The 23,506-nt window shown below is 51.8% G+C and carries 21 protein-coding genes; 7 read left to right on the top strand and 14 right to left on the bottom strand.

What is annotated here, in order from left to right; all coding sequences use genetic code 11:
- Positions 1-17: 17 nt before the first annotated feature.
- Positions 18-3,338, bottom strand: a complete 3,321-nt coding sequence (locus ACE5LO_RS10720; RefSeq protein WP_375520014.1) for a DEAD/DEAH box helicase — start codon at positions 3,336-3,338, stop codon at positions 18-20.
- Positions 3,339-3,770: 432 nt separating this feature from the next.
- Positions 3,771-4,418, bottom strand: coding sequence for a transcriptional regulator (locus tag ACE5LO_RS10715; protein ID WP_375520104.1), 648 nt, complete (start codon positions 4,416-4,418; stop codon positions 3,771-3,773).
- Positions 4,419-4,714: 296 nt separating this feature from the next.
- On the opposite strand from ACE5LO_RS10715, the gene ACE5LO_RS10710 reads away from it, so the two are divergent.
- Positions 4,715-5,878 carry an acyl-CoA dehydrogenase family protein gene (locus ACE5LO_RS10710; protein ID WP_375520013.1) on the top strand — a complete coding sequence of 388 codons (1,164 nt, stop codon included), beginning with the start codon at positions 4,715-4,717 and terminating at the stop codon, positions 5,876-5,878.
- 83 nt (positions 5,879-5,961) lie between these two features.
- On the opposite strand, the gene ACE5LO_RS10705 is transcribed toward ACE5LO_RS10710, so the two are convergent.
- From ACE5LO_RS10705 to ACE5LO_RS10680, 6 genes are all read right to left on the bottom strand, one after another.
- A complete protein-coding gene (locus tag ACE5LO_RS10705) occupies positions 5,962-6,780 on the bottom strand; it encodes a HipA domain-containing protein (RefSeq protein ID WP_375520012.1) in 819 nt (272 codons plus the stop codon).
- Complete coding sequence (locus ACE5LO_RS10700) at positions 6,780-7,151, bottom strand: hypothetical protein (RefSeq protein WP_375520011.1); 372 nt, start codon at positions 7,149-7,151, stop codon at positions 6,780-6,782. The genes ACE5LO_RS10705 and ACE5LO_RS10700 overlap by 1 nt, the downstream gene beginning before the upstream one ends.
- A 428-nt stretch (positions 7,152-7,579) precedes the next feature.
- On the bottom strand, positions 7,580-8,425 hold the full coding sequence (locus ACE5LO_RS10695; RefSeq protein ID WP_375520103.1) for a MetQ/NlpA family ABC transporter substrate-binding protein: 846 nt from the start codon (positions 8,423-8,425) through the stop codon (positions 7,580-7,582).
- Positions 8,426-8,486: 61 nt separating this feature from the next.
- Positions 8,487-9,161: a methionine ABC transporter permease gene (locus ACE5LO_RS10690; protein ID WP_375520010.1), complete on the bottom strand. Its 675-nt coding sequence runs from the start codon at positions 9,159-9,161 to the stop codon at positions 8,487-8,489.
- Complete coding sequence (locus ACE5LO_RS10685; protein ID WP_375520102.1) at positions 9,154-9,858, bottom strand: methionine ABC transporter ATP-binding protein; 705 nt, start codon at positions 9,856-9,858, stop codon at positions 9,154-9,156. The genes ACE5LO_RS10690 and ACE5LO_RS10685 overlap by 8 nt, the downstream gene beginning before the upstream one ends.
- 117 nt (positions 9,859-9,975) lie before the next feature.
- Positions 9,976-11,262 (bottom strand): LysM peptidoglycan-binding domain-containing protein, encoded by a 1,287-nt coding sequence (locus ACE5LO_RS10680; protein ID WP_375520009.1) that lies wholly within the window; start codon positions 11,260-11,262, stop codon positions 9,976-9,978.
- 333 nt (positions 11,263-11,595) lie between these two features.
- Here ACE5LO_RS10680 and ACE5LO_RS10675 point away from each other — a divergent pair, with 333 nt between their 5' ends.
- The 5 genes from ACE5LO_RS10675 to ACE5LO_RS10655 all read left to right on the top strand — a co-directional run bounded on the left by ACE5LO_RS10675 (position 11,596) and on the right by ACE5LO_RS10655 (position 18,328).
- Positions 11,596-13,350, top strand: a complete 1,755-nt coding sequence (locus tag ACE5LO_RS10675) for a cache domain-containing sensor histidine kinase (RefSeq protein WP_375520008.1) — start codon at positions 11,596-11,598, stop codon at positions 13,348-13,350.
- 107 nt (positions 13,351-13,457) lie between these two features.
- Complete coding sequence (locus ACE5LO_RS10670) at positions 13,458-15,011, top strand: helix-turn-helix domain-containing protein (RefSeq protein WP_375520007.1); 1,554 nt, start codon at positions 13,458-13,460, stop codon at positions 15,009-15,011.
- Positions 15,012-15,106: 95 nt separating this feature from the next.
- Positions 15,107-16,441, top strand: coding sequence for an extracellular solute-binding protein (locus ACE5LO_RS10665; protein ID WP_375520006.1), 1,335 nt, complete (start codon positions 15,107-15,109; stop codon positions 16,439-16,441).
- A 108-nt stretch (positions 16,442-16,549) separates the two neighbouring features.
- Positions 16,550-17,437, top strand: a complete 888-nt coding sequence (locus tag ACE5LO_RS10660; protein ID WP_375520005.1) for a carbohydrate ABC transporter permease — start codon at positions 16,550-16,552, stop codon at positions 17,435-17,437.
- Between the two features lie 6 nt (positions 17,438-17,443).
- Positions 17,444-18,328 (top strand): carbohydrate ABC transporter permease, encoded by an 885-nt coding sequence (locus ACE5LO_RS10655; protein WP_375520004.1) that lies wholly within the window; start codon positions 17,444-17,446, stop codon positions 18,326-18,328.
- A gap of 89 nt (positions 18,329-18,417) precedes the next feature.
- Here the strand turns inward: ACE5LO_RS10655 and ACE5LO_RS10650 are convergent, their stop codons facing one another.
- The 4 genes from ACE5LO_RS10650 to ACE5LO_RS10635 all read right to left on the bottom strand — a co-directional run bounded on the left by ACE5LO_RS10650 (position 18,418) and on the right by ACE5LO_RS10635 (position 20,852).
- Positions 18,418-18,735 carry a hypothetical protein gene (locus ACE5LO_RS10650; RefSeq protein ID WP_375520003.1) on the bottom strand — a complete coding sequence of 106 codons (318 nt, stop codon included), beginning with the start codon at positions 18,733-18,735 and terminating at the stop codon, positions 18,418-18,420.
- A 44-nt stretch (positions 18,736-18,779) separates the two neighbouring features.
- Positions 18,780-18,944 (bottom strand): hypothetical protein, encoded by a 165-nt coding sequence (locus tag ACE5LO_RS10645; protein WP_375520002.1) that lies wholly within the window; start codon positions 18,942-18,944, stop codon positions 18,780-18,782.
- A 68-nt stretch (positions 18,945-19,012) separates the two neighbouring features.
- The gene (locus tag ACE5LO_RS10640) at positions 19,013-20,011 is read right to left on the bottom strand and encodes a Gfo/Idh/MocA family protein (RefSeq protein WP_375520001.1); all 999 of its coding nucleotides are present in this window, start codon (positions 20,009-20,011) and stop codon (positions 19,013-19,015) included.
- Between the two features lie 166 nt (positions 20,012-20,177).
- Complete coding sequence (locus ACE5LO_RS10635; RefSeq protein WP_375520000.1) at positions 20,178-20,852, bottom strand: sulfite oxidase-like oxidoreductase; 675 nt, start codon at positions 20,850-20,852, stop codon at positions 20,178-20,180.
- A gap of 197 nt (positions 20,853-21,049) precedes the next feature.
- On the opposite strand from ACE5LO_RS10635, the gene ACE5LO_RS10630 reads away from it, so the two are divergent.
- Positions 21,050-22,051 (top strand): SPL family radical SAM protein, encoded by a 1,002-nt coding sequence (locus ACE5LO_RS10630; protein WP_375519999.1) that lies wholly within the window; start codon positions 21,050-21,052, stop codon positions 22,049-22,051.
- Positions 22,052-22,123: 72 nt separating this feature from the next.
- Here ACE5LO_RS10630 and ACE5LO_RS10625 read toward each other — a convergent pair whose 3' ends face one another.
- A complete protein-coding gene (locus ACE5LO_RS10625; protein WP_375520101.1) occupies positions 22,124-22,285 on the bottom strand; it encodes a hypothetical protein in 162 nt (53 codons plus the stop codon).
- Between the two features lie 176 nt (positions 22,286-22,461).
- Positions 22,462-23,439 (bottom strand): aldo/keto reductase, encoded by a 978-nt coding sequence (locus ACE5LO_RS10620; RefSeq protein ID WP_375519998.1) that lies wholly within the window; start codon positions 23,437-23,439, stop codon positions 22,462-22,464.
- Positions 23,440-23,506 lie beyond the last annotated feature (67 nt).

Raw genomic sequence — 23,506 nt, 5'->3', positions numbered from 1 at the left:
CTTTTCACCCGCCTTCATCATATCATCAGAATCTCCCGGATTTCTTCCTCGGACATTGAAGACAGCTCCTCCTGGCCGGGACGGATCACTTCTTCGATCAGATTTTTCTTTCTCTGCTGCAACTCGTACATCTTGTCCTCCACTGTCCCCTGCGTGACCAGGCGGATCACCTGCACGATATTCTTCTGTCCCATTCGGTGGGCGCGGTCGGCAGCCTGCTGCTCTACAGCCGGATTCCACCACAGGTCATACAGAATAACCGTATCTGCGCCTGTCAGATTCAACCCGGTGCCTCCCGCCTTCAGCGAGATCAGAAAAAAGTCGCGTTCGCCCGCGTTAAACCTGTTGCACAGCTCAACACGCTCAGCGGCTGGTGTCTGGCCATCCAAATAAAAATGGGACACCCCCTGATAGCCAAGCTCTCTGCCGATCAGTCCGAGCATTTGGGTGAATTGGGAGAAGATCAGCGCCCGTTTGCCCGCGCTGCGGCATTCCTCGATGATGTCCAGCAGCTGCTCGAACTTGGCCGAGCTTCCCCTGTAATCCTCCACAAAGAGCGCCGGGTGGCAGCAGATTTGGCGCAGCCGCGTAAGACCGGCAAGGATCTTGATACGGCTCTTCTGAAAGCCCTCCTCGTTCAAATGCTTGAGCGTCTCCTGCTGCAGCCTCGCCAGATAGGCCGTGTACAGCTTCTTCTGATCCGGCAGCAGGCTGGAAGTTTGCATCGTCTCAATCTTCTCAGGCAGCTCTGTTAATACGTCGGTTTTCAAGCGGCGCAGCAGAAAAGGCCGCACCCGCTTCGCTATCTGTTCGCGGGTGAGATCGTTGAAATCCTTGCGGCTTTGGAAAAGCTCGGGGAGCACGACGTTATAGATCGACCACAGCTCTTCCAGATGGTTCTCCACCGGTGTGCCTGTCAGGGCAAAACGATGGCTTGCCTGTACAGCCTTCACCGCATGTGCTGTCTGGGTGGAATGGTTCTTGAACGATTGCGCCTCATCCAGAATGAGCGAATGGAACGGCTGTTCTGCGTACAGGTCCACATCCATCCGCAGCAGCGGATAGGAAGTAATGATCACATCCGCCCGATAGGCGTCACGCACCAGGCTGCTGCGGGCCGTGCGGCTGCCGTCAGCGATGACGGCCCGAATATCCGGCGCGAACTTCTGCAGCTCGCTCGCCCAGTTGTAGATGAGCGAAGCCGGTGCAACAATCAGAGCCGGAAGCTTCTGCTCCCGAATGTCCGGCAGGACCGAGACGATATACGTGATGCTCTGCAATGTCTTGCCAAGCCCCATATCGTCGGCCAGCACCCCGCCAAAGCGATAGTGGGCGAGCGTCTTCAGCCAGCGGAATCCGACACGCTGGTAGTCACGCAGCACCCCGGCGAGGCTGTTCGGCACGGGAAACTCCAGCTTGTCAGGATTGCGGACATCCTCCAGCAGCCGCTGCAGCGTGCTGCCAAGCTGGAACAGGGCTGTGCTGTCGTTCTGCTCCATAAGATGGAGTCCGCGCAGGAGCGGAACACGGATATCGTTATCCTCGAGGTCACTCCTGCGGATGCCTACTTCATTCATGAAACGGACGATCTCCTGCAGCTCCTCCCCGTTCAGCGGCAGCAGCGCGCCGTTCGGCAAGCGGTAATAGCGCCGCTTCTCCTCCAGGGACTGAAGAACAGCGCGGATCTCCGATTCAGGGATACCGTCCATATCGAATTTGAATTCCAGCCAGTTCGTCCGCTCGTCCACATCAACACGAATTTTAGGTACTGCAGGCTTTGGAGCGATCCTGACTTTGACGGCGCTCGTCGCATAAACCTCCACCAGCCGCTCCAGCTGCAACACGGTATGGTGCAGGAAATCAAATTCCGCATCTTCATCCTCCATGACATAACCGCTGTCCGTCATGGCAAAAGAGCTACTGTCCATTAGCTCCAGAATACGGCCCTCCTGCTCGGTATCCCGCATCAGAATGCGCCCCGGATTCAGCCTGCGGCTGTCCGTTTCCAGCGGATTGATGGTGACTTCGCCGTAGCAAAATTCAAGCCCTGCCAGCAGCTTGCCCCGGACACGGTCCAGGTACAGCTTGGCTTTTAGCGGCTCCTGCACCACCTGCTCCGTTACAGCTTCGGAAATATGGACGGTGCCAAGCTTCATGAGACCGGGAACAACTTTATCCATAAAGGCCTCCATCTGCTCAGGCGCAATGCTGATGTGGTGCCTGTTGCGGGTTTCCAGCATTCGCTTCAGCTCCGCCAGCCGTCTTGCATACTCCGGCTTTAGCGACATGAACTTGCCCTCGCTGATGGCTAGCCCGTAATCCTCCATAACCAGCAGATCGGTCAGACCATCCACATTCATCAGATAGCCCTCTTCGTTCGACTGGTCGAAATCAAATTGAAGCGGCAGCGGCTCAAGGGAAATCTCAATCCCCTGATACATCGTTCCGTCATGCTCGAATTGCACGTCAGGGATGCGCGACAGCGCTTGCTGCATGGATGGCCAGACAGAAGGTGGTACGAGCAGCATGCGGTCGCCGCTGACACTTTTGGCGCTTCCGGTGTAAGTGCTTGCTGTCTCGCGGTACAGCTGCTCATGCTGATAAATGTCCAGCAGCTGCCGGATGACAGCATCATATTCGTCCGGAAAGCTGTGTCGTTCTGGATCGTACGTAAAGTGTTTGGAGAACACGTAGCTTTGGCGGCGGCCGACGGCGTGCAGAAACTCCCTGATCCTCTGCACGACGTATGTCCGTTTCGGACCAACCTTCATTTCGATGCCGAACATGTACTTACGGTAGGCATATGGAAACGGTCTGCAGATGAACTCCGCCTGCAGCGGCTCCCGCGTTTCGAACAGAGGACGCATGCCCGTCGGAGGCTGCGGCTTGTCCGAGAACAGATTCAGGACACTGTCAGTAAGCCGTTTATCCAGCGAAGGGCTGCTGCGTCTCGCTTCACGACTCGTGTAACGCTCTGTCATCCGGCCCGGCTGATCCTGCTGGTTCTCCGGGAATAACGCGGACTCGTAGGAACGGACCGGCGGACGGCTGCCATGCTCATGGTCATGAATTTCCAGCAGCACAGCGGCGATATGTTTGCAATATTCCCCATATGACTCAAAGGCGGGACAAGTACACTGCGCATGCACATCACCATCCTCCATATTCACAGTAACCTGGTGTAAGCTTGTGCCCCGCACCTCAGCTTCATAGAAGTGTCTGTCAGGATGATTTGCTGTGAAACGCACCCTGCCTGCGCTTTGATAAACCTCTCCCTTTTCATAAGAGAAACGGCCGCACAGTTCCTTGATGACCCGTTTGGTCAATTGAAAACTCATATCTATTGAATCCTTTCGGGAAAAAACCTGTTTTGTCTATTTTAGCATATGTGGTGGTAAGAGATGTGCAGGGGTACTTTGGTATGCGCCGGGCTGGTACCCATGGCGGATGGTAAGATGACGTCCGGGCGAGTAGCATTCGAAGATGGTGAAGATATACCCGGCAGACCACTTGAAGAGGTTGGTGGAACCGATCCTTGAGGGAACCGAAACTAAGGGGGCTTGCCGTGAGCTTAACGGACTGGAGCGCCCCTATTTGCTGCTCTTCGCCCCAAAACGCCACTATTGCGGACCGTATAGCCTTTATTCGCCCCGAATTGCTGCCGTAGAGTAATATTTTGATCAAATAGATGCATCTCAGTCCGCAATATTAGGCAATCCCCCGTATTTTTAACGAATAGGGACTTTCCAGTCCGGTTTCAATCATCCTTGTTACAGATGAAGCTGATAGGTGCGAATACGCTGCGAACCACTGGCCTTATCAAGCAGTTTCTTTTCCACTAACCCCTGCAAAATCCGCCTGGCGTGCCGGTTGGTTACTTTCAAATGCGCAGTCAACTCTCCAGGAGTGAATGGCCGAAGCTGACGTCTGGCATATCGAAGAGTTTCCGCCTCCAGCCATGTTAAAGTGGAAGGTACATCCGTCGCGACAAACCTGCCAATAAAAGCGAGCACCAGTTGCTGGCACTGCTTTGTTTCTTCCACAATCGAAGGATAGGCAATCGGAAGAAAAGTCCAGCCATCCAATGCAAGCAAGCAACGCCGACGGCATAAATCCTTAAACCTCCTGACATCAAGGTCCCTGGCATGCGGCCCGTATCCCTGGATTTCAATTCCTCCTTTGGCATCCCCGGGCGTATACGCCAAGTCCAAATACCGGTATCCGTTACTAAAATCTCTGACCTCCCATTCCGGGAATAAATGGTCCAGGCTTCCTACAGCAGGGAACCAGACTTTCCGCAGAAACTCCACCGTTCCATGTCCCAAACCTTGGCTAAGTCTCTCCCTTCGCCTAGGGTTAGATTCTATTTCAAGCTGGTTGTTTAACCAGACCTCATAGTATTCTTCAAATCGCCACAGCTTAAGTCACCTCCCGTACTTTTAAAAATCCTAAAAAAACAAAAACCGCTCTATCAATGTATCGGGAACCTGCGGTTCGGGATGCATTTTATAAAGCGGCATGTTCTTCATGACCTATACGATCGATTATACCGGAAAACATCGTGACCAACAATGAAAGAGCAGTATAAAACCGTCTTCTTGGACTGGATTAGTCTGTTTTATTATGGGGATTAACCTCTCTGCTGTGATAAAATCGTTGTATAAGAGGTTGCTGCAGGACCTCCACAGACACATTGAAGGAGTGAACCATAGATATGAGCCGGTTTATTGATCAATACATACGAAACGAGACCGAACAGCAGAGAGTCGCAAAAATCGATGAGCTGGCCGCCTCGTTTGCGGAGAGAGCTGCCCGGCATGACCGTGAGGGGGCTTTCCCGTTTGAAAATTTTGCTGATTTGCGGGAAGCCGGATATTTGAAGCTTACCGTGCCAAAAGCTAATGGAGGGGATGAAATCTCCCTCTATGAGATGGTGCAGGCACAGGAAAGGCTGGCCTACGGAGACGGCTCCACAGCGCTTGGCGTCGGCTGGCATCTCGGGCAGATGCTGTACTTGAGAACGTCGGACAAATGGCCGAAAGCGTTGTTCGCCGACTTCTGCCACGCTGTCGTAGAAGAGGGTGTCATGCTGAACGTATTCGCAAGCGAGGCTTCATCCGGCAGCCCGAGCCGAGGCGGCAGACCGGAGACGACCGCTGTCCGCACCGATGGCGGTTGGCTGATCACCGGCCGCAAAACGTTCAGCACGCTCTCCCCTGTTCTTGACCGCTTCGTCGTGACGGCCTACCTCCCGGAAGAGGATACCGTGAGCGAGTTTTTGGTTCATTCCAGCGACCGTGTAAAAATTGAGGAAACCTGGGATACGCTCGGCATGCGCGGTACCGGCAGCCATGATGTCGTGCTTGACCAGGCCTTTGCGGCAGACGATGCCCGCATTCCCGGCAAAGGAATGGATGAAGGCTCCGGATGGCTCCTGCACATCCCAGCATGCTATATGGGAATCGCATTGGCGGCGCGCGACTTTGCGGTGGATTTTGCCGCTAACTATAAACCCAACTCCATTCAGGGGCCGATTGCCGGGCTTCCGCTTGTGCAGCAATCCATTGGGCAAATGGAAGCCGAGCTGCGGACGGCGCGTTGTCTCCTTTATGCGACAGCAGACCGCTGGGACCGCCATGAAGCGCTGCGCCCCGAAATGCGTCCTGAGTTGGGACTTACCAAATACACCGTAACCCACAGCGCTTTGAAGATCGTTGACTTGGCAATGCGGATTGTGGGGGGCACCAGCTTGTCCAAAAAACTGCCGCTGGAGCGCTATTACCGCGATGTGCGGGCAGGACTGCATAATCCGCCGATGGACAATACGGTGCTGCAGATGCTGGCTGCAGATGCTCTGAAGGAAAGGGAGCAAGGCTAAGGCTGAGGAGTCCCGTCAGCCCTATAATGTGAATAGACCGCTCTCTCCTGAGTTGGAATCAGCGGTCTATTTTTCTACTTATATTATATTGAAGCAAAATGTAATAGATTAGAATATCGGGTTGTTAAAAGCCTGTATATCATTTTAAGCCTTAAAGGGCTTAGGTACTGGGCATATTTTCGCGTAACTTTCTCCCATTCTTCATCAGTTATCGAAAGATTAATACTCCTGAAAACGGACTTATCCACTAACATCAGTTCTGCTCTGTGATCATGGGCAAAGCACTTGGATTGAGTTTCTGCATTGATAATATGTTCCTCAAACAACTCTTCGGATTCCTCCAAATCGGCCAAATCCTGCTCGGTCACCCAATCAGCCAGCAAAGATGATCCATTATCAAACAATGGGGCGAGACGTACCGATCCGTCTTCCAAGCTGAGAAGCTCAACATTTCTCATATGCCGGTCATAGTTGTCAATCAAGTAATCGAACACTATTAATCTGTCCAGGCTTTCCCTAATCTCGGGAAACTCTGCTACAAGATTTCTGTATCGGTCCGAGCGGACCGCTGCCTCCAGCCCCCTGCTTACCAAATAGGAGGTTACAGAGATTTTATCTCTGTAAGGAGTTTTTATTTTGTAATCCTCGCTTGCACAAACCAAAATCTTCGCATCCGCTACTTTCAGCTCATCCAGCCAATAATCAACTACGGACACACCTATTAATCTGCCAATGTCGCTGGCCAGGCACTCCATCACGGCCTCAACATGATACGTATTAGTCTCGTTATTAAAAGCGGATGTTTTTATATAAGTGTTATTCCTGGGATCCATCCACTTCGTTAAAACGCCCGCACTTGAAGTCGAACTGCTCAACTCAATTAAATCCTCCACATAGAGCATCAGCCAGCCCCCCATTTATCCAGCACGACTGATATGTACGTGTCCTCCGGATGAAATTTAATCCAGTAAGGGCTCCCTGGTACAGCGCCACGCGTCTTTTTCAACACAGCCAAAGTGTCATATTCAGGTAAACCGAGCTCTTTTAACAAGTCTTCTGCATTTTGTCTTTCAGGCGGGAATATTCTCTCTTCCAACCAGGTTTTTATGACCGCATGGTGTAAGCGCCCGGCGTCTGGCGGGATAAACCTCCCGTTTCTGTCCTTAAAAGCCCAGGGAATGTGGTCATCCCGGCTCATATCTAATGAATAAATATATTGCCCTTCATGATCACAATCGATCATAAAGCTGCCAATAACCTCTTCCTTATACATAAACGGATACTTCTCAGGCTGAAAAAAAACATTAGGCATAATACATACCCCTTATCATTAACCTGTTTTTTCAAACTACTGACATGATATAATTCACATTCTACACTATTTGAGTCGTTCGCAGGACGCTGAACAGTTGATCAAACCTGGCTTCTACCACTCATATTGATCGCTAAAGACTGCCGCCTCAAAAATGTAGGATAAAAGAATGATTTGATAACATGTCATTCGCATAAATGGAAAAGGATGTTACTATTAATCATGGACGTTTTTAGATAAAAAGTATACAACAACATAAGTCAGGTCAAAAGATTACAAAGCTAATCATTGGTATAATTACAGCCGTGGTTGTTGGGGTGTTAAGCCGAAACAAAAAAGCCCGCCGTAAAAGCCTGTTTCGAGCTTTCATGGCGGGCGCTGTAATAGATTTAAAATGCAGGAATTGCGATATCAGCGTAGTTGTCCTCAAAAAACTTCTTCACTTCCGGACCGCTCATGCGTTCTGCCAGCTTGCGGATTGCCGCAGAATCCTTGTTATCATCACGTGCTACCAGCGTAATTGCAAATTTGGAGTCCACATCCTCTTTGATCAGCGCATCCTTTTTCGGCGTCAGACCAAGCGGAGCGGCATAGGCGGGAGTCATGGCCACCAGATCTACATCATCCAGCGTACGGGCCAGCATCAGCAGATCGACTTCCTTGAACTTGAAGTGCTTCGGATTTTCCACGATATCCGCCTGGGTGGCGTTGATGCCTGCTCCTTCCTTCAGTTTAATCAGGCCGTTCTTCTCAAACATGACCAGCGAACGACCGATATTGGACGGATCATTCGCCATAGCGATGGTCGCGCCCTCCGGCAGGTCCTCAATCTTCTTGAAGCGCTTGGAATACCCGCCGTAAATCGCGTGGTAAATCGGCTGTATCCCTACCAGATGTGAATCATTTGCTTCATTATATTGTTCCATGTAAGGGACGTGCTGGAAGAAGTTAGCGTCCACTTCACCGCTGGCCAGCGCCGTATTCGGCTGTACATTATCGGACAGAACTACAATCTCCAGATTAATGCCGTCCTCTTTGAGCAGCGGCTTCACCAGTTCAAGCACATCAGTCATCGGCGGAATCAGCGTCGCTACCTTCAGCGTCATTTCCTCCTTGGCTCCCGCAGCCTGATCGGCCTTCTCTCCTGCAGTCCCGGATTGGCCGGACTGCTGCCCGCAGCCTGCTGCAAGCAGCATCATGGCCGCAAGCAGCATCAACAGCATATTATTTTTCATATTTCGCATGGAATAGCCTCCATCTGTTCATCTTTTTCTAGTTCAGGCACAAGTCCCCCGGTTACCGCTTATCCAATAGCCTGGACAGTGCGCTGCCAGCAAATTGAATGGACTGCACCAAAATAATCATGATGATAATCGTAAATACCATAATTTCTGTCTCAAAACGCTGATAGCCGTAACGGATGGCAAAATCCCCTACTCCTCCGCCGCCGACAACCCCCATAACTGTGGAATAGGAGATGAAGCTGATCGTCGCCGTGGTCAATCCCAAGACGAGCCCGGAGCGTGCCTCCACATACAGAAATTTCACGATCATCTGGATCGTCGAGGCGCCCATGGAAGAGGCGGCTTCCATCACCCCGCGCGGAACGTCCAGCAGGGATTGCTCCACCAGTCTCGCGTAGTAGGCAATCGCCACCACAGCCAGAGGCACGGCCGCAGCCAGTGTGCCCAGCGCAGTTCCGACAATCAGACGTGTGAATGGAATCAAAAACACGACCAGCAGCAGAAACGGAAATGAGCGGACAATATTTACGAAGGTGTCCAGGACCGTAAACAGCAGGCGATTCGCATAGGGCTGTCCCTTTCTGCACAAAAACAAAACGGTCCCCAGCGGAAGACCTGCGAGCAGTGCGGCCAGTATTGAAATGCCGACCATGACGAAGGTTTCGCCGATGGCCTGCCAGATTTCGGACTGATACTTCACGACATCCGCCATCATCTGCTCAAGCATTGCCTATTGCCTCCAGTTCATCCGCTGCTACCGTCCGCACAATTTGTCCCTGCTCCATGACAGACACCCGGCTGCATATCTTCCTCACGACACTCATATCATGGGTCACGATGAGAATGGTCACACCGTAGGAACGGTTTATATGGTGCAGTACCTCCAGAATGTCCGCGGTCGTCTGCGGATCCAGCGCTGAAGTCGGCTCGTCACAGAGCAGCAGCTTCGGACCGTTGGCCAAGGCTCTTGCAATCGCAACCCGCTGCTTCTGTCCGCCGCTCAGCCGGGAGGGATACTGCTGCGCCTTATCCTCCAGTCCTACAAATCTCAGACATTCCTCGATGCGTGCAAGCCGCTCCGGCTTTGACACCCCCGCAAGCTCCATGGCCATGGAAATGTTCCGGCTGACAGTGCGGTTCAGCACAAGATTATACTGCTGAAAGATCATGCCGATCGAGCGCCGGGACTCCCGCAGCTGCCGGGCGGACAGGGCCGTCAGCTCCTGCTCCCCGACAAAGACCTTGCCCTGATCCGGACGTTCCAGAAGGTTGACCATCCGAAGCAGCGTGGATTTGCCCGCTCCGCTGGCACCGATGATGCCGTGAATCGTTCCCTTCGGAATATGAAGAGAAACGTCCCGCACCCCTTCCAGCTGACCTTCTGGCAGGCGGTAGGTTTTGCTGACATGCTCCAGTGAGATGATAAACATCTCCTCCTTCCGTCAAGCCGACACACTGTATTACTTATTTATAATACTGTTATATCGTCCGTACACCTGTAAATTATAGGCCATGAACTAATCTGTGTCACTATTTTAATCTCAGCCCCTTTTTACCACGTCAAAATTGTCTTCGATCAGCAGCCAGTTTTGCGGAAAGCTCAGGCCCAGCTTCCAATAGCTCATCCCCCGCAGTCCCAGCTCTTTGACCAAATCGAATTTGGCCTGAATCGAACGGGCATCTTCAAACCACACCTCATGCTCGCGGCCTTGCCCGTTTGTATAACGGAAAAACGGAGCCTGCGCCCTTGTACTGTATTGAATCGCCACGTTGTTGTCGGCGGCGATCCCGATCGCCTGCTGCGGGCTGACCGCCCTCGCCACAGTTCCTTGCACAAACGGCAGGGTCCAGTCGTACCCGTACAGATTTTGCCCCATCATAATTTTGGAGGCAGGCATCTCCGTCAGCGCATATTCGATGACTCTTCTTACCGGACCGATTGGGGAAACGGCCTGAGCCGGACCCCCGCTGTACCCCCACTCATAGGTCATGATCACGACAAAATCGGCAATCTCCCCATGTGCCCGGTAGTCGTGAGCTTCATACCAATGCCCCGCCTGTGTGGCACTGGTTTTGGGGGCGAGTGCGGTGGACATCAGCCAGCCTTGCCGCTGAAAGCGCGTTTTGGCTTTGCGCAAGAAGTTATTGTATGCCTCCCGGTCGGTCGGCCGCAAAAATTCGAAATCGAAATGAATATCCCGAAATCCGTATTGGCTGGCGGCGGCCACAATATTGTCCAAAAAACGGTTCTGAACGGGAATATCATTCAGTAAAATACGTCCAAGCTCACTGCTGAACTGGTCGTTCTCCTGATTCGTAATGACCATCATCAGCACAACCCGGTTGGCGCGGGCGATCTGCGGAAAATCATTCAACAGCGGCTCCTTTAACGATCCGTCCCTGAGCGCTTGAAAGCTGAATGGCGCCAAATACGTCAAATGTGGTGCGGCTGCCCGCGCTCCTTCCACCAGCCCCGGAGCAACCGCTTCCCCCCGTGGCTCCACGTAAGCGTTGAATTCGGCGCTCACTCTGGAACGGGGCGGGATGTACAGCCGAAACCCGACAGACAGTGACTGGCCTGGAGAGATCCCGTTCACGCGTGCCAACTCCTGATAAGTCATACCAAACCGCCGGGCAATCGACCATAGGCTGTCGCCCCGTTGGACCCAATAATAGCTGCCTACAATCGGAATCACCAGAGTTTGTCCGACCACGAGACGTTCCGGGTTCGGCAGTTCATTTGCTTGGACGATATCCTCATAAGGGATGCTGTATGCTGCAGCAATGCTGTAGATCGTCTGATTGGCCTGGACAACATGAATCTGCATGTTGGTCCCTCCTAACATAAGATAACACTACTACTATCCTATGAAGCGAGAGGATTGGCCTATTCCAGTGTCATCAGAACACAGGCTGGGTGATTTCGGCTTTATCCATATCCGTGCGAAAACGGAAGACGACGCTGTTCTGTATCATGGAAAAATCAGACATGATGCCCCGCTCAAAGAATATTTTATTTACAAGTTCTCCTGCAAAAAAACGAGAATAATGTTATCATTCATGACATATTAACTTTTCCGGAATTATATCGGTAATATTCATGTTAATTTTAATAACGTTAATCTATCCTGCTGCTTCGTTTGATGAAAGGAGAGGGTCTAGTGAACAGATGGCTTGGCCGGTCATTAAAGAGAAAGATGAGCTTTATTTTAATTCTGGCAATGATTATTCCAATTATATCTTTGGGTTTTTTTTCATATGATACCGCATCCTCCCTCTCAGAAGAAAAAGCCAAGCTCACAGGCATGAATATCCTGCGCCAGCTCGATACCCAGCTCCAGCTGATGGTTAAGGATGTCGAAAGCATGTCGGTTTTTCTGATCGGCGATGAAGACGTACAGCAGTATCTGCGCGCTTCCCGCAGCAATGTCGTACTGCGCACCTCCATCATCGTTTTTCTTACCAATCTGGTTTTCTCCAAAGATTATATCGCTAACATCAGCATCATTCCGAACGACAGCAAAGAAGTCATATCTTATTCAGCCAAACAGTTTCAAGGACGTTCAATTGCCCTGCCAGAGGACAGTAAGCTCCCCGAAGAAGCCCAACCCGAAAAGCTCTGGTCCATTCCTTCGGGAGAAGAAGGCGCAACTGCCGGAAGCACGATTACACTGACCCGGCCGATCCGCAGCACCTATACGTACCAGCCGTTCGGTTTCCTCGCCATCAGCCTGAACCAGAAAGTCATTTCCCGCTACCTTCATCAATCCGGCATGGAAGGTGATGGATATGTGCTGCTGCTGGATGGAAATCATCGCATCATCGCAGGACAGGAACAGGTATCCGGGGCGAGGGAACTGGCCGAACTCTTCCCCGGCATCAATCTGTCGGAGACGGCATCCGGCTTCCTGAATTACGGGAAGGGCAGTGACCGGAAGACCCTGATGTATTATAAAATGCCCAATACGGATTGGACGCTGCTGGGCGTCATTCCTTTCGCACAGTACAGCAGCGAGAACCAGTACCTGCTCCGTCTGACCGCTCTGGTCATCGCGGCTGCCGCCTTCATCATTGCGGCAATTCTGCTTTTTCTGATCTCCACCATTACGAGACCGCTACACCGGCTGTCCGTATTCTTGAAGCAGGGCAATCTGGAGGATAAGCTTCCCGTCCCCTCGACGGATGAGGTGGGCCAGCTTATTATCAGCTATAACCGCTTAAGCCGCCGCATCCGGCGCCTGACCGCGCAGGTCAAGGAGAATGAGGCCCGCAAAAAGGAAGCTGATTTGCTTGCACTGCAGGCTCAGATCAATCCTCACTTTCTTTACAATACGCTTGCTTCCGTCCATTGGATGGCCTTGATGAACAGGGACAGCAGCATCGCGGTGATGGTGGACTCGCTGAGCAGCTTTCTGCGCTTCAGTCTGAACCAGGGCGAGGAGTTCTGCGAGGTTCAACAGGAAATCGCCCATGTAGAGAGTTATGTACAGATTCAATCCATCCGTTACCCGCAGCAATTTACAGTAGATTTCGAAGTCGATCCCGACTGCAGGCACCAAAAAATGCTCAAGCTGCTGCTGCAGCCCTTGATCGAAAATGCAATCCTGCACGGGGTGCTGCAAAGCGGGGAGCATGGCCGCATAAGCATCAAAGTAAGCGCATCAGGCGAGGGGATGGAATTTACTGTTCAGGATAACGGGGCAGGCATGAGCCCTAAAGTACTGGAACAACTTCGTTCTTCTTTATCAATGGGCAGACACCCCCGCTCCGGAAGCGGAAGCTACGGACTGCGCAACGTGCATAGCCGTCTCGCGATGCATTATGCCGAAAATACGGGCCTTCATATCGAAAGTGAGCAAAGCCGCGGCACCCGGATTTCGTTTAAGATTCCAGAAAGTATAAACTTCTTGGCATAAGCTTCCTGGAATCGCAAGAAAAACTACCGCTAAACGCGGTCTGGCTTCTGTAAATGTACATCGATAGTCGTTTTTCTTACCATTCCCTGCATTGGAGGAAATGAAGCATGAAGTTGTTGATTGTGGACGATGAGATCATCATACGCAACGGACTAAGCAGTGTGATTCCCTGGAAAGAACACGGTTTTACATTGCTCAAGCCTGCCGCCTCTGCAGAAGAAGCGCTCAGCCGCTTCCCGGGCGAGCAGCCCGAGATTGTGTTTACCGACATTCAGATGACCGGCAAGAACGGGTTGGACATGACTGCCGAAATTAAAGAGGCCTATCCACAGACCGAGATCGTAGTCCTCTCCGTTCATGACCAATTTCAATTTACACAGCAGGCAATTCGCTATGGAGTGGCTGATTATATTTTAAAAACGAGCAGTCCGGAGGAAATCATCAACGCCGCCGTAAATGCGCGCAGCCGTATCCTCAGCAGACCTGTGCAGCGTCCTGACAACAAGACGGAGGGCGATCAAACGCGGCAAATCAGCGTGTTCGAAGACCTGCTGCTGAACGGCCGCATGCCCGCAAACGGCGAGCTGCACAGGCTGAACAGCCTGCTGCCTGGAATAAAGCAGCTACTGGACGAGCCCCTGCCTCCCCTGCAGGTGCTGATGATATCGCTGCTCTCCGGACAGCAAGACAGCCTGACCGATGGCGCTTTGTCCTCGGTGGAACAGCAGTTGAAGAGCCGGTTCCCCTCCGTCTGCCTCTGGAAAGGGCAAAAAATGCTGGCTGTCATTAATCTCCATGGAGTTCAGAATCCTAATGAGCGGCTCCTGGAGACAGCCGAGCACATCGAACAGGAGTTGGACCTGGGCCTGTTCATTTCCGCCGGGCCAGTTGTTCAGAGCCTGCACCAGCTCCATTCCTCCTATATTCAGGCCAAGCAGCTCCACGCTTACCGCTGGTTCGCCCATGACAGCAGGCTGGTGACGTCTGACCAGATGCAGGGCCGGAAAGGAGTCGATTTGGCTCGCTCCCCGGAAGATGAGGCCCGCTTCATACGCGCGCTTAAGAGCGGGGAAAGGGACAGCCTGCGCTTGCATGCTAAGGAATTATCCGTGGCGGTTCGGACCAATCCGCAGGCTACTCCCGAATCCTTTCACGCCTATATCCAGCTGCTGCTGATGACAGGCTACCGCTGGCTGGAGCGCTCCGCCCGGGATAGCGGTGCTGAAATGCCAGCTGCCGGGCTGCGGATGCCGTCACTGGAAACGCTGCTCACCGATCCCGAGGCAGTGCTTACCCGTCATCTGGAGGAAATGATGGACATTTATCTGACATGGTCTGACAGCACCAACCGGTACATTAAAGAGGCTATCGCTTTTATGCGCGGTAATCTTGTCCACAATATCACGCTGCAGCAGGTTGCCGCCCACATCCATGTTCATCCGAATTATCTGAGCGATTTGTTCAAACGTGAGACTGGAAGAAACTATATTGAGTTTGTTACGGCCGAACGGATGGAAAGAGCGATGACCGCGCTGTCGGCAACCTCCCTGCGCGTGAAGGAAATCGCCAAAAGCGTCGGTTATGAGGACATGAAGTATTTCACCCGGCTTTTTAAACGCCATACCGGACTCACTCCGTCTGAATACCGTAGCAACTGCTGAAATTTATCCCCCCTCCCCTTAACTCTCCCCCCTTACCTGCAGGTGGGAGTTTTTTATATTATAGGAGAAACATTTACGGATGGAGGTAAGAAAACATGACAAAAACGTTCAAAGCGCTTATTGCTGTACTTACACTGTGTCTGGTCGTGACCGGTTGCGGGGGCAGCGGAGGCAGCGACACAGGTACTGCTGGAAATACCGGCAGTGGCGGCAGCGGTGAAAAAATCACGCTTTCCATCTGGCACAACTATTCCGGTGACGATCTTCGTGCGCAAACGATGCGCCGGCTGATCGACGAATTTCAGCAGGAGCATCCAGATGTGACGGTGGATTCGCAGCCTATCCCTACCGACGCTTACCGTCAACGGATTCAAACGGTGGCAGCCGCCAAGGAAATGCCGGATCTCTTCCTTACCTATGCAGGCAGCTTCACAGATGAGTTCCAGAAGGCCAGCCTGATTCAGCCGATCACCGATGTGCTGGAAGAGCACAAAGATTGGGCTGACGGATTCCTGCCTGGTGCTACCGATATCTACACCTACGATGGCGAAACTTATTCCGTACCTGTCGCCATGTCGGCAACCTCCTTCCTCTTCTACAACAAAGAACTTTTTGAACAAAACGGCGTTGCAGTCCCTGCTACCTGGGAAGAGCTGCTGGCAGCCATTGAAAAATTCAAAGCAGCAGGCATTACGCCAATTGAGCTTGGCAATCAGGCTCCATGGGTAGCTCAATCGACCTTGTTCGGCGTATTGGCAGACCGTGTAACAGGCACTGACTGGTTCATGAACGCCAAGGATGGCAATGGAGCTACCTTCACGGATCCGCAGTTCCTGGAGTCTTTAAAATATTTTAAACAGCTGGTTGACGCAGGAGCCTTCCCGGAAGGCGCTAACAGCCTGGATAATACGCAGGCTGAGCAGCAGTTCATCCAGGGCAATGCCGCCATGATCATGAATGGTGCTTGGTCCATCAGCAACTGGGCCGCAGCCGCCTCCGAGGAGCAAATGAACAAGGTGGGCATTGCGGTATTCCCGACCATGCCGAAGGGTCTCGGCGAGGCCAACACCATTACCGGCGGTCCGGGCGGCGGCTTTGTGCTTAACGCCAATCTCGAAGGAGAAAAGCTGAAGCTGGCAAAGGAGCTGTTCTACAAGCTAAGCAATGCGGATGCGCAAAAGGCAATCGCGGAAAGCAATTCCATGGTTATGTATAACGTGGAAATCGATGAATCTAAAGTAACTCCTTTGTTTTATGAAGCGTTCAATCTGGTCAAAACGCTCCAATTCAGCCCTGTATATGATCTGTATCTGTCCGCTGCCGGCGGTGAGGCCGTCAACAACGGACTGCAGGAAATTATGCTGGGTGGAGAACCTGCCTCCGTGGCGGAGAAGCTGCAAACCACTCAAGCAGCCGCTACAGGCAAGTAATCTTTTTTGAAAATACAAAAAAATCGGTCCGCACCCCTCCGGGTGCGGCTTCCACTTGAACGGCCAAATACCGCACATTGAGTAAAACAGAAAAAGGAGGAGGAGGTTATGAGCACTGCCGCCGCGCGTTTAAGAGGCTTTCTTTTATTATGTCTGGTGCCTTCTATTATTCTCTATGGATTTTTCGTCATCGTCCCTATCATCTGGTCAGCCTACTATGGCTTCTTTGACTGGAGCGGGATCGGTACAGCCAAGTTTGCCGGCTGGTCAAACTACATTGCGGTAATACAGGACCCGCTGTTCTGGCGCTCGTTCAAGAACAACATTATCATCGTCTGTGCATCGGTGTTCGGCCAGGTTCCCATCGCCCTTGTACTGTCGCTGCTGCTGCTCCGTAACCGCTGGTTCTACCGTGTCATCCGCTCCGCCGTGTTCATGCCGATGGTGCTGTCCACCGTCGTCATCGGGCTGATCTGGAAGTATATCTACCACCCGCAAATCGGCATTTTGAACCTGCTGCTGAATTCTGTGGGCCTGGAGTCCTGGGCGCAGCCCTGGCTGTCCGATCCGGACATCAATATGTACGCGCTCTCGGTGCCGATCATTTGGGCCAACATCGGTCCTTATCTGATCATTTTTATCGCTGCTATACAAAATCTGCCGTCCGAGGTAGAGGAGGCCGCACTCCTTGAAGGGGCAACAGGACCGAAGAAGCTGTTCTACATCACGCTGCCGATGATCTGGAATACGATCAAGGTGACTGTGATTATGTGTATCGCCGGCAGCCTCAAGGCGTTCGACCAGGTATTCGTCATGACCCATGGCGGCCCGGCGCACACGACCGAGCTGCTTGCGACTTATATGTACAACAGCACGTTCGCCGTGTACCGCTATGGCTACGGTTCGGCGATTTCCACATTAATTGTTGTGCTCAGCGCTCTTCTGATCCTGCTCAGCCAGATTCTGATGAACCGAAAAAAGCTGAAGGAGAGCTGATGCCTGATGAAACAACAACTTGGTCTCACTTCCGGGCTGCCGATTGCCCGGCAAGGGGGCAGCAGGAAGCGGCAACCGGTTTCGCTTTGGATACGAAATGTCCTGCTGGCATTCTATGCGCTATTGACCCTTTATCCATTGTATTGGCTTTTTATCAGCGCCTTTAAGACTAATGAAGAATTTTTCACCCGTCCTTTCGCACTGCCGCAAACACCGTCCTTCGACAATATGATCCGCGCGTGGAAGCTGGCGGGCATGGGGCAGGCTATGATGAATTCGGCCGTCGTGACCATATTGGCTATGCTCCTGACGCTGATCCTCGGGGCGATGTGCGCGTTCGCTCTGTCGCGCTTCAAATTCCGGCTGCAGGGCGCCATCGTGGCTTACTTCCTGCTGGGCATGCTTATCCCGATTCACAGCACGCTTGTCCCGCTGTTCATCATGCTGAAAAACATCGGCATGCTCAATACGCATTGGGCGCTGATTCTGCCCTACACGGCCTTTGAGCTTTCGCTCGCCATCTTCCTGATCGCGGCCTATATGACCTCCATTCCGAAAGAGGTTGAAGAAGCCGCGCTGATCGACGGCATGGGTTACTGGGGATTGTTCCTACGCATCATTCTGCCGTTATCCGTCCCCGGTATGGCGACGGTGGCGATACTCGCTTTCCTCCGTTACTGGAACGAATTCGCCTTTGCCCTCGTATTCATCAACTCGCAGGCGCTTAAGACACTGCCGCTGAGTCTGTCCATCTTTTCGGACGGATTCGGAACAGACTACGGGCTGACCATGGCCGCCATGGCAATCGCAGTGGTGCCTACCATCGTGATTTATCTGATTTTTCAGGAGCAGATCATGAAGGGAATGGTCGCGGGAGCTGTGAAGGGGTAACCAATCCGCATGGATTGCAAATAACCGGCCCCTGAAACTTGTCACCCGGGGCCGGTTATTTGCAATTTGGGGTATCTCTCGGTTTGCTATTATGCAAGATATCTAATTAATACACCAGCAACAGTTACACCAATTCCAACAGCCCAAATTATTATGGTTAGTTTTGCCTTATTTACTTTTGACTCAACAAAAGTTTCAGAGGCTATTTTGTTTGAATTAAGTTGTTCATTTATTAACGTTTTCATACGATCTTCATTAGGAAGTTTATTTATATTCTCTTGGATAAACAACTTCAATTCTAAAGTGGAGTTTTGCAAATCAGATTTGGATGGTTTTTCTTTTAAATCAGATTTTAACTCCGCTTGATCACGTTCAAGAGTTTCAATCCTACGCAAAATTTCATCCATTCTTCCTCCACCCCCGTTTCCTGAGTTGTCTTCAAAACAAAAAATCATTCATCGTCATCATCGCTTTCTTCATTAATCTTTAAAACATAGTTATGTAATTCAATCTCATTGTTCTGTAATATAACAAAACTATATTCCCCTTCCATTTCAACAGTAAATCCCCCTTTTGTGCTGGCACTGATATTAACTCCTATCCTTGTGTCTGCCACAAAAAAAGACTGCAATCCGTTTCAAAGGCGCAGTCTTTTTTAATCAATGTATTAGTTATGAACCAGGCTCAGCCCTCTCCCGGATAACGAAGTCCCCACTGGCTGCGGCACGTATCCAGCAGTCTCATAATACCCAGCGATTCCTCCAGTGTAATCGTTGGGCTCTCGGTAAGGCCTTCGCTCAGACAGCGGCCCACCTCTTCCGCCTCAAAGGCATATCCGGTCGAAGCCCGATCATCCTGGAAAGTCTCAACCTCTTGGCCGCCGACATGCAGCTCCGCCGTTTTGGAATTCAAGAAGGACGGAATACGAATATAACCCTCAGTTCCATGGATATAGGCATCATTGGTCAGACCAAGACGCACCGCTCCGTTCAGCATCGCCGTCCGGCCCCCGCTGTAAGACAGCATGATCGAGAACTCCTCATCGACACCCGTCTCACCAATATGAGCCTTACTGTATATGTCCTCCGGCTGATAACCAAAGATCATGGAAGCGAAGGATACCGGGTAAATTCCCGCATCCAACAATGCTCCGCCGCCCAATTCAAGGTTCAGCAGTCTGCCCTCCGGATTCCAGCCGGATCGGAAACCGAACTCGGCCTTCAGCAGGCGCACCTCACCAATCATGCCGGCATCCAGCCATTCCCGCACCTTGCGGATCGTCGGCAGGTAGCGGGTCCACATGGCCTCCATCAGGAACAGATTCTTTTCCCTGGCAAGCTTGATCATTTCCTCCAGTTCACCGCTATTAATCGTAAAAGGCTTTTCACATAGCACCGCTTTGCCCGCATTCAGAGCGTCCAGCACATTTTCCTTGTGAAAAGGATGAGGCGTTCCGATATATACGGCATCCACTTCAGGATCGCTTAACAATTCCTCATAGCTGCCATAGGCATGGGGAATTTGATACTTCTCCGCAAATTCGCTGGCGCTTTCTAATGACCTGGAGCCGACTGCATACAACTCCCCATTCGCCACATGAGCAAAATCATCCGCAAATTTGCCGGCAATCCAGCCGGTGCTGATAATGCCCCATTTCACTTTTTTTCCATCATTCTGTCCCATCTCTCCGCCTCCTCAAAGTGATAATCCACACCTGCCGCAAGCTGTTCACAGAAGCTATGTAATCGATTTCTTTTCCATTCTATCAAATCAGCGCACGCAAAAAAAGGCGATGCCATAACAAATATTACATCACCTTTCTTCACCTGCCTGCTCCATCATATATCGCTTAATCCGCCTCAACATACTTCCATTCATCTTCAGGCATGTAATATTCATCTGACGAGAAGCGCTGCTCCTTGAATGGATCGGCCGTATTATGAAAACCATTGCGCTCCCAGAACCCCGGCCGGTCTTCCTTCATGAATTCGATCCCGCGAATCCACTTGGCGCTTTTCCAGAAATAAAATGCAGGCACAACCAGACGCAGCGGCCAACCATGCTTGGCGGTCAATGGTCTGCCGTCATAGTTCCAGGCCAGCAGCACGTCGTCCTTCATCAGATCCGCGAGCTTCAGATTGGTTTCGTAATCCGGATCGGCATGAATCATGACGTACTTAGCTTCAGGTTTTACCTTCATTTCCTTCATCAGATCCGTGAAACGCACACCCTCCCAAGTGGTGTCGAACTTGGACCAGCGGGTTACACAATGAATGTCGCTGACCGTCCGCGTTATAGGCAGCACCTGCAGCTCATCAAAAGTAAACGTCCGCTCCTCCTCCACCTCTCCGAAAATGCGCAAATCCCATGCGGCCAAATCATATTCAGGCACCGCTCCTTCATGCAGGATGGGAAAGCTCTCGGTCAGCGTCTGTCCGGGAGGCAAGCGGCGCGCCCGCTCCGCATCCAGCTCAGGACGCTCCGGCACCCGGGCCGCCTTGAGGCGGTCTGCTTTGTTCTGCATCTGTTTCTCCTCCTATTACGGAATTTTCGGAGCTTGGGCCGCTCCAGTCGTACTTTTATCTATATAAAACTATACCCTAATTGTCAACCTGTCAGTCCCTATTACCGCTTCGACAGGCTTCCATACTCCCTCGGAATATAGTATAATCATAAAAAAAGGGAACAAATGTTCTTATGAACAGAGGAGGAAATGCTGTAATGGCCAAAAAAACCTATGAACAGACGACAACCAAGCAAACCCTGAACCGGGTTAAGGCCGAAAGCATGCCTTTTGACTGGTCCATCAATCCTTACCGTGGCTGTGCGCACGGCTGCCATTTTTGTTATGCCAGAGCTTTTCAGAGCTATATTGGCAAAGAAGCCGACGATGAATTCCAGAACCATATTCTCATAAAAATGAACGCCCCTGAAGCGCTGGAAGCGCAGCTGTCCCGGATGGCGCGCAAATATAACTATGATATTGGTGAATTGGTGGAGCGTATAGGCCACGTTGCCATCGGCACCGCAACCGATCCTTACCAGCCCGTGGAAGGCAAAACCAGAATCACACGCGAATGCCTTAAAGTGCTCGCAAAATACCGGATTCCCACCAACATTACGACACGCTCCCCTTTGATTTTACGTGACCTCGACGTGCTGCGGGAAATGAATATTACCTCTGTAAATATCAGTCTGGGCACACTCCACACGGAAATTATCCGCAGGATGGAGCCTGCCGCCCCACTGCCGGCCAAACGGCTGGAGACTGTCGGGGAGCTGTCTGCAGCCGGGATACGAACCGGATTGTTCATCGCTCCGATTCTTCCTTATCTGACCGACTCGGCCGCAGACCTGGATGCCTTGTTCTCGGCTGCAGAGCAGCATAAAGCATCGTTCGCGATGACCTCTATCCTGAGGCTGACACCGGATGTAAAAGCATGGTTTCTGCATGCCCTGGAGCAGCACTATCCCCATCTGCTGCCCGCATACAGGAAGCTGTATAGAGGAGCTTATGCGGATTCGGATTACAGGGAGGCAAAGAAAGCGGAAATCCACAGCCTGCGCGTGCATTACGCCCTGCAGGACGAAATACCTTCCGCTCTCAGCACCGAGCCTTTTAATCAGGCAGGCTCCTGCCCGATGATGGCTTTTGAGTATTCTACATCTTCTCCTGTTCCTCGTACCGGGCCGGAGGTGGAGCAGCTCAGCTTTCAGTTTTAGCGCGATATAACACACAGGCCATAGACTTCCTCGTTAATGAACCCTGGTGCAGCAAATTTGCCGCACCAGGGTTCATTTTTTTGTATTACGAAGATCCTCCCCGGCTTTCTTGCGTTCCTGCAGCCGCATAATGATGTCATAAAGCACAGAATCGGCCGGTAGCTGGTCTTCGATCAGCTTATCGAATAAAATCGGCGGCATACTGTCATGCTTTTCAATCCAGCCGCACGCCAGCAGCGGCGGATTTGTCGACTTTTTTTGTCAAACCCGAAATCACAAAGGATTGCCGATTTCCTCATTTAAAAAGTAAAATCATTGGAAATTTGGGGTCAACAGCAATTGGAGGAATGCTTCGTTCCCGGAGCTTCTCACAACAACCTAAAGGAATGCCACGACGGGTCAAATCCGTTTTAAGGCAGCGCATTGCCTCTTGCACTGACGTACAGGGTGTACCATTCTTCCCGGGTCATCAGCCCTGCCTGACGTTCCGCATCCTGGCAGGCTGTAATGCGTTCAGGATTCGCCGTGCCAATGACAGGCTGGATCAAGGCCGGATGCTTCATTAGCCAGGCAAGCACAATCGCCTCCCGCGTCGTACCCTTTTCCTCGGCTAAACGCTTGACCAGCTCTGCCGTCCGCACGATATGCTCAGGCTCATCCGGCAGCGCTCTGCCGGAGAAGCGCCCCTGCGCAAGCGGTCCCCAGGCCTGAATCTGGACATCCTTCGTGCGGCAAAATTCCATTAAGCCTTCTGCAAATCGTACAGCCGTGCCGGCCTGCTGGTTGACATGGACCGTTTCGTCAAGAAAGTGCAGATGCGCCAGGCTCATCTCCAGCTGATTCACGACAAGCGGCATGGACAGGCTGCGCTCCAGAAACTGAATCTGTCCCACGCTCATATTGGAAACACCAAAATGGCGGACTTTACCGGATTCCTTCAGTTTCGTGAATGCAACCGCCACCTCCTCGGGCTCCACCAGCGGATCAGGGCGATGCAGCAGCAGTACATCCAGATAGTCGGTACCCAGCCGTTTCAAGGAATCTTCTACCGATTCGAGAATATGCGAATAGGAGAAATCAAACATGCCCGGCAGATCCCCTTCTGCCAGGCGGATGCCACACTTGGATTGAATCACAATCTGCTCCCGCAGTCCTGGCTGCGCTTTCAGAACCTTCCCGAACGTTTCCTCTGCCTTGCCCCTGGTGTAGATGTTGGCGTGGTCGAACATCGTAATGCCGATGGAGCGCGCGGCTTCCACCGCTTTTTCAGCTTCCTTTATATGCTCCTGCGTGATAGGCTCGCTATTCCAGCCGCCACCAAACGGCATGCATCCCAGTACGAGACGGCTGTCCGAAATCCCCCGCTTCTCAATTGGCATGATTCTCATAGTGCATCTGTTCCTCCTCCGATTGGGATAAGTATAGAATGAATTCACGATCCATTCTATCTTACAC

It is taken from the genome of Paenibacillus medicaginis (assembly GCF_042138635.1).
Lineage (GTDB): Bacteria > Bacillota > Bacilli > Paenibacillales > Paenibacillaceae > Paenibacillus > Paenibacillus medicaginis.
Note: the sequence above shows the minus strand (reverse complement) of the source record. Positions and strands in the feature narration are given on the sequence as shown.

What these genes read in the sequence shown, in the direction of transcription:
- ACE5LO_RS10660 (WP_375520005.1), top strand. Translation starts at nt 16,550, where the DNA reads ATGAGCACTGCCGCCGCGCGTTTAAGAGGCTTTCTTTTATTATGTCTG.
- ACE5LO_RS10690 (WP_375520010.1), bottom strand. Translation starts at nt 9,161, where the DNA reads ATGCTTGAGCAGATGATGGCGGATGTCGTGAAGTATCAGTCCGAAATC.
- ACE5LO_RS10720 (WP_375520014.1), bottom strand. Translation starts at nt 3,338, where the DNA reads ATGAGTTTTCAATTGACCAAACGGGTCATCAAGGAACTGTGCGGCCGT.
- ACE5LO_RS10665 (WP_375520006.1), top strand. Translation starts at nt 15,107, where the DNA reads ATGACAAAAACGTTCAAAGCGCTTATTGCTGTACTTACACTGTGTCTG.
- ACE5LO_RS10695 (WP_375520103.1), bottom strand. Translation starts at nt 8,425, where the DNA reads ATGAAAAATAATATGCTGTTGATGCTGCTTGCGGCCATGATGCTGCTT.
- ACE5LO_RS10710 (WP_375520013.1), top strand. Translation starts at nt 4,715, where the DNA reads ATGAGCCGGTTTATTGATCAATACATACGAAACGAGACCGAACAGCAG.
- ACE5LO_RS10700 (WP_375520011.1), bottom strand. Translation starts at nt 7,151, where the DNA reads ATGTATAAGGAAGAGGTTATTGGCAGCTTTATGATCGATTGTGATCAT.
- ACE5LO_RS10670 (WP_375520007.1), top strand. Translation starts at nt 13,458, where the DNA reads ATGAAGTTGTTGATTGTGGACGATGAGATCATCATACGCAACGGACTA.
- ACE5LO_RS10705 (WP_375520012.1), bottom strand. Translation starts at nt 6,780, where the DNA reads ATGCTCTATGTGGAGGATTTAATTGAGTTGAGCAGTTCGACTTCAAGT.
- ACE5LO_RS10650 (WP_375520003.1), bottom strand. Translation starts at nt 18,735, where the DNA reads ATGGATGAAATTTTGCGTAGGATTGAAACTCTTGAACGTGATCAAGCG.
- ACE5LO_RS10630 (WP_375519999.1), top strand. Translation starts at nt 21,050, where the DNA reads ATGGCCAAAAAAACCTATGAACAGACGACAACCAAGCAAACCCTGAAC.
- ACE5LO_RS10635 (WP_375520000.1), bottom strand. Translation starts at nt 20,852, where the DNA reads ATGCAGAACAAAGCAGACCGCCTCAAGGCGGCCCGGGTGCCGGAGCGT.
- ACE5LO_RS10680 (WP_375520009.1), bottom strand. Translation starts at nt 11,262, where the DNA reads ATGCAGATTCATGTTGTCCAGGCCAATCAGACGATCTACAGCATTGCT.
- ACE5LO_RS10640 (WP_375520001.1), bottom strand. Translation starts at nt 20,011, where the DNA reads ATGGGACAGAATGATGGAAAAAAAGTGAAATGGGGCATTATCAGCACC.
- ACE5LO_RS10655 (WP_375520004.1), top strand. Translation starts at nt 17,444, where the DNA reads ATGAAACAACAACTTGGTCTCACTTCCGGGCTGCCGATTGCCCGGCAA.
- ACE5LO_RS10620 (WP_375519998.1), bottom strand. Translation starts at nt 23,439, where the DNA reads ATGAGAATCATGCCAATTGAGAAGCGGGGGATTTCGGACAGCCGTCTC.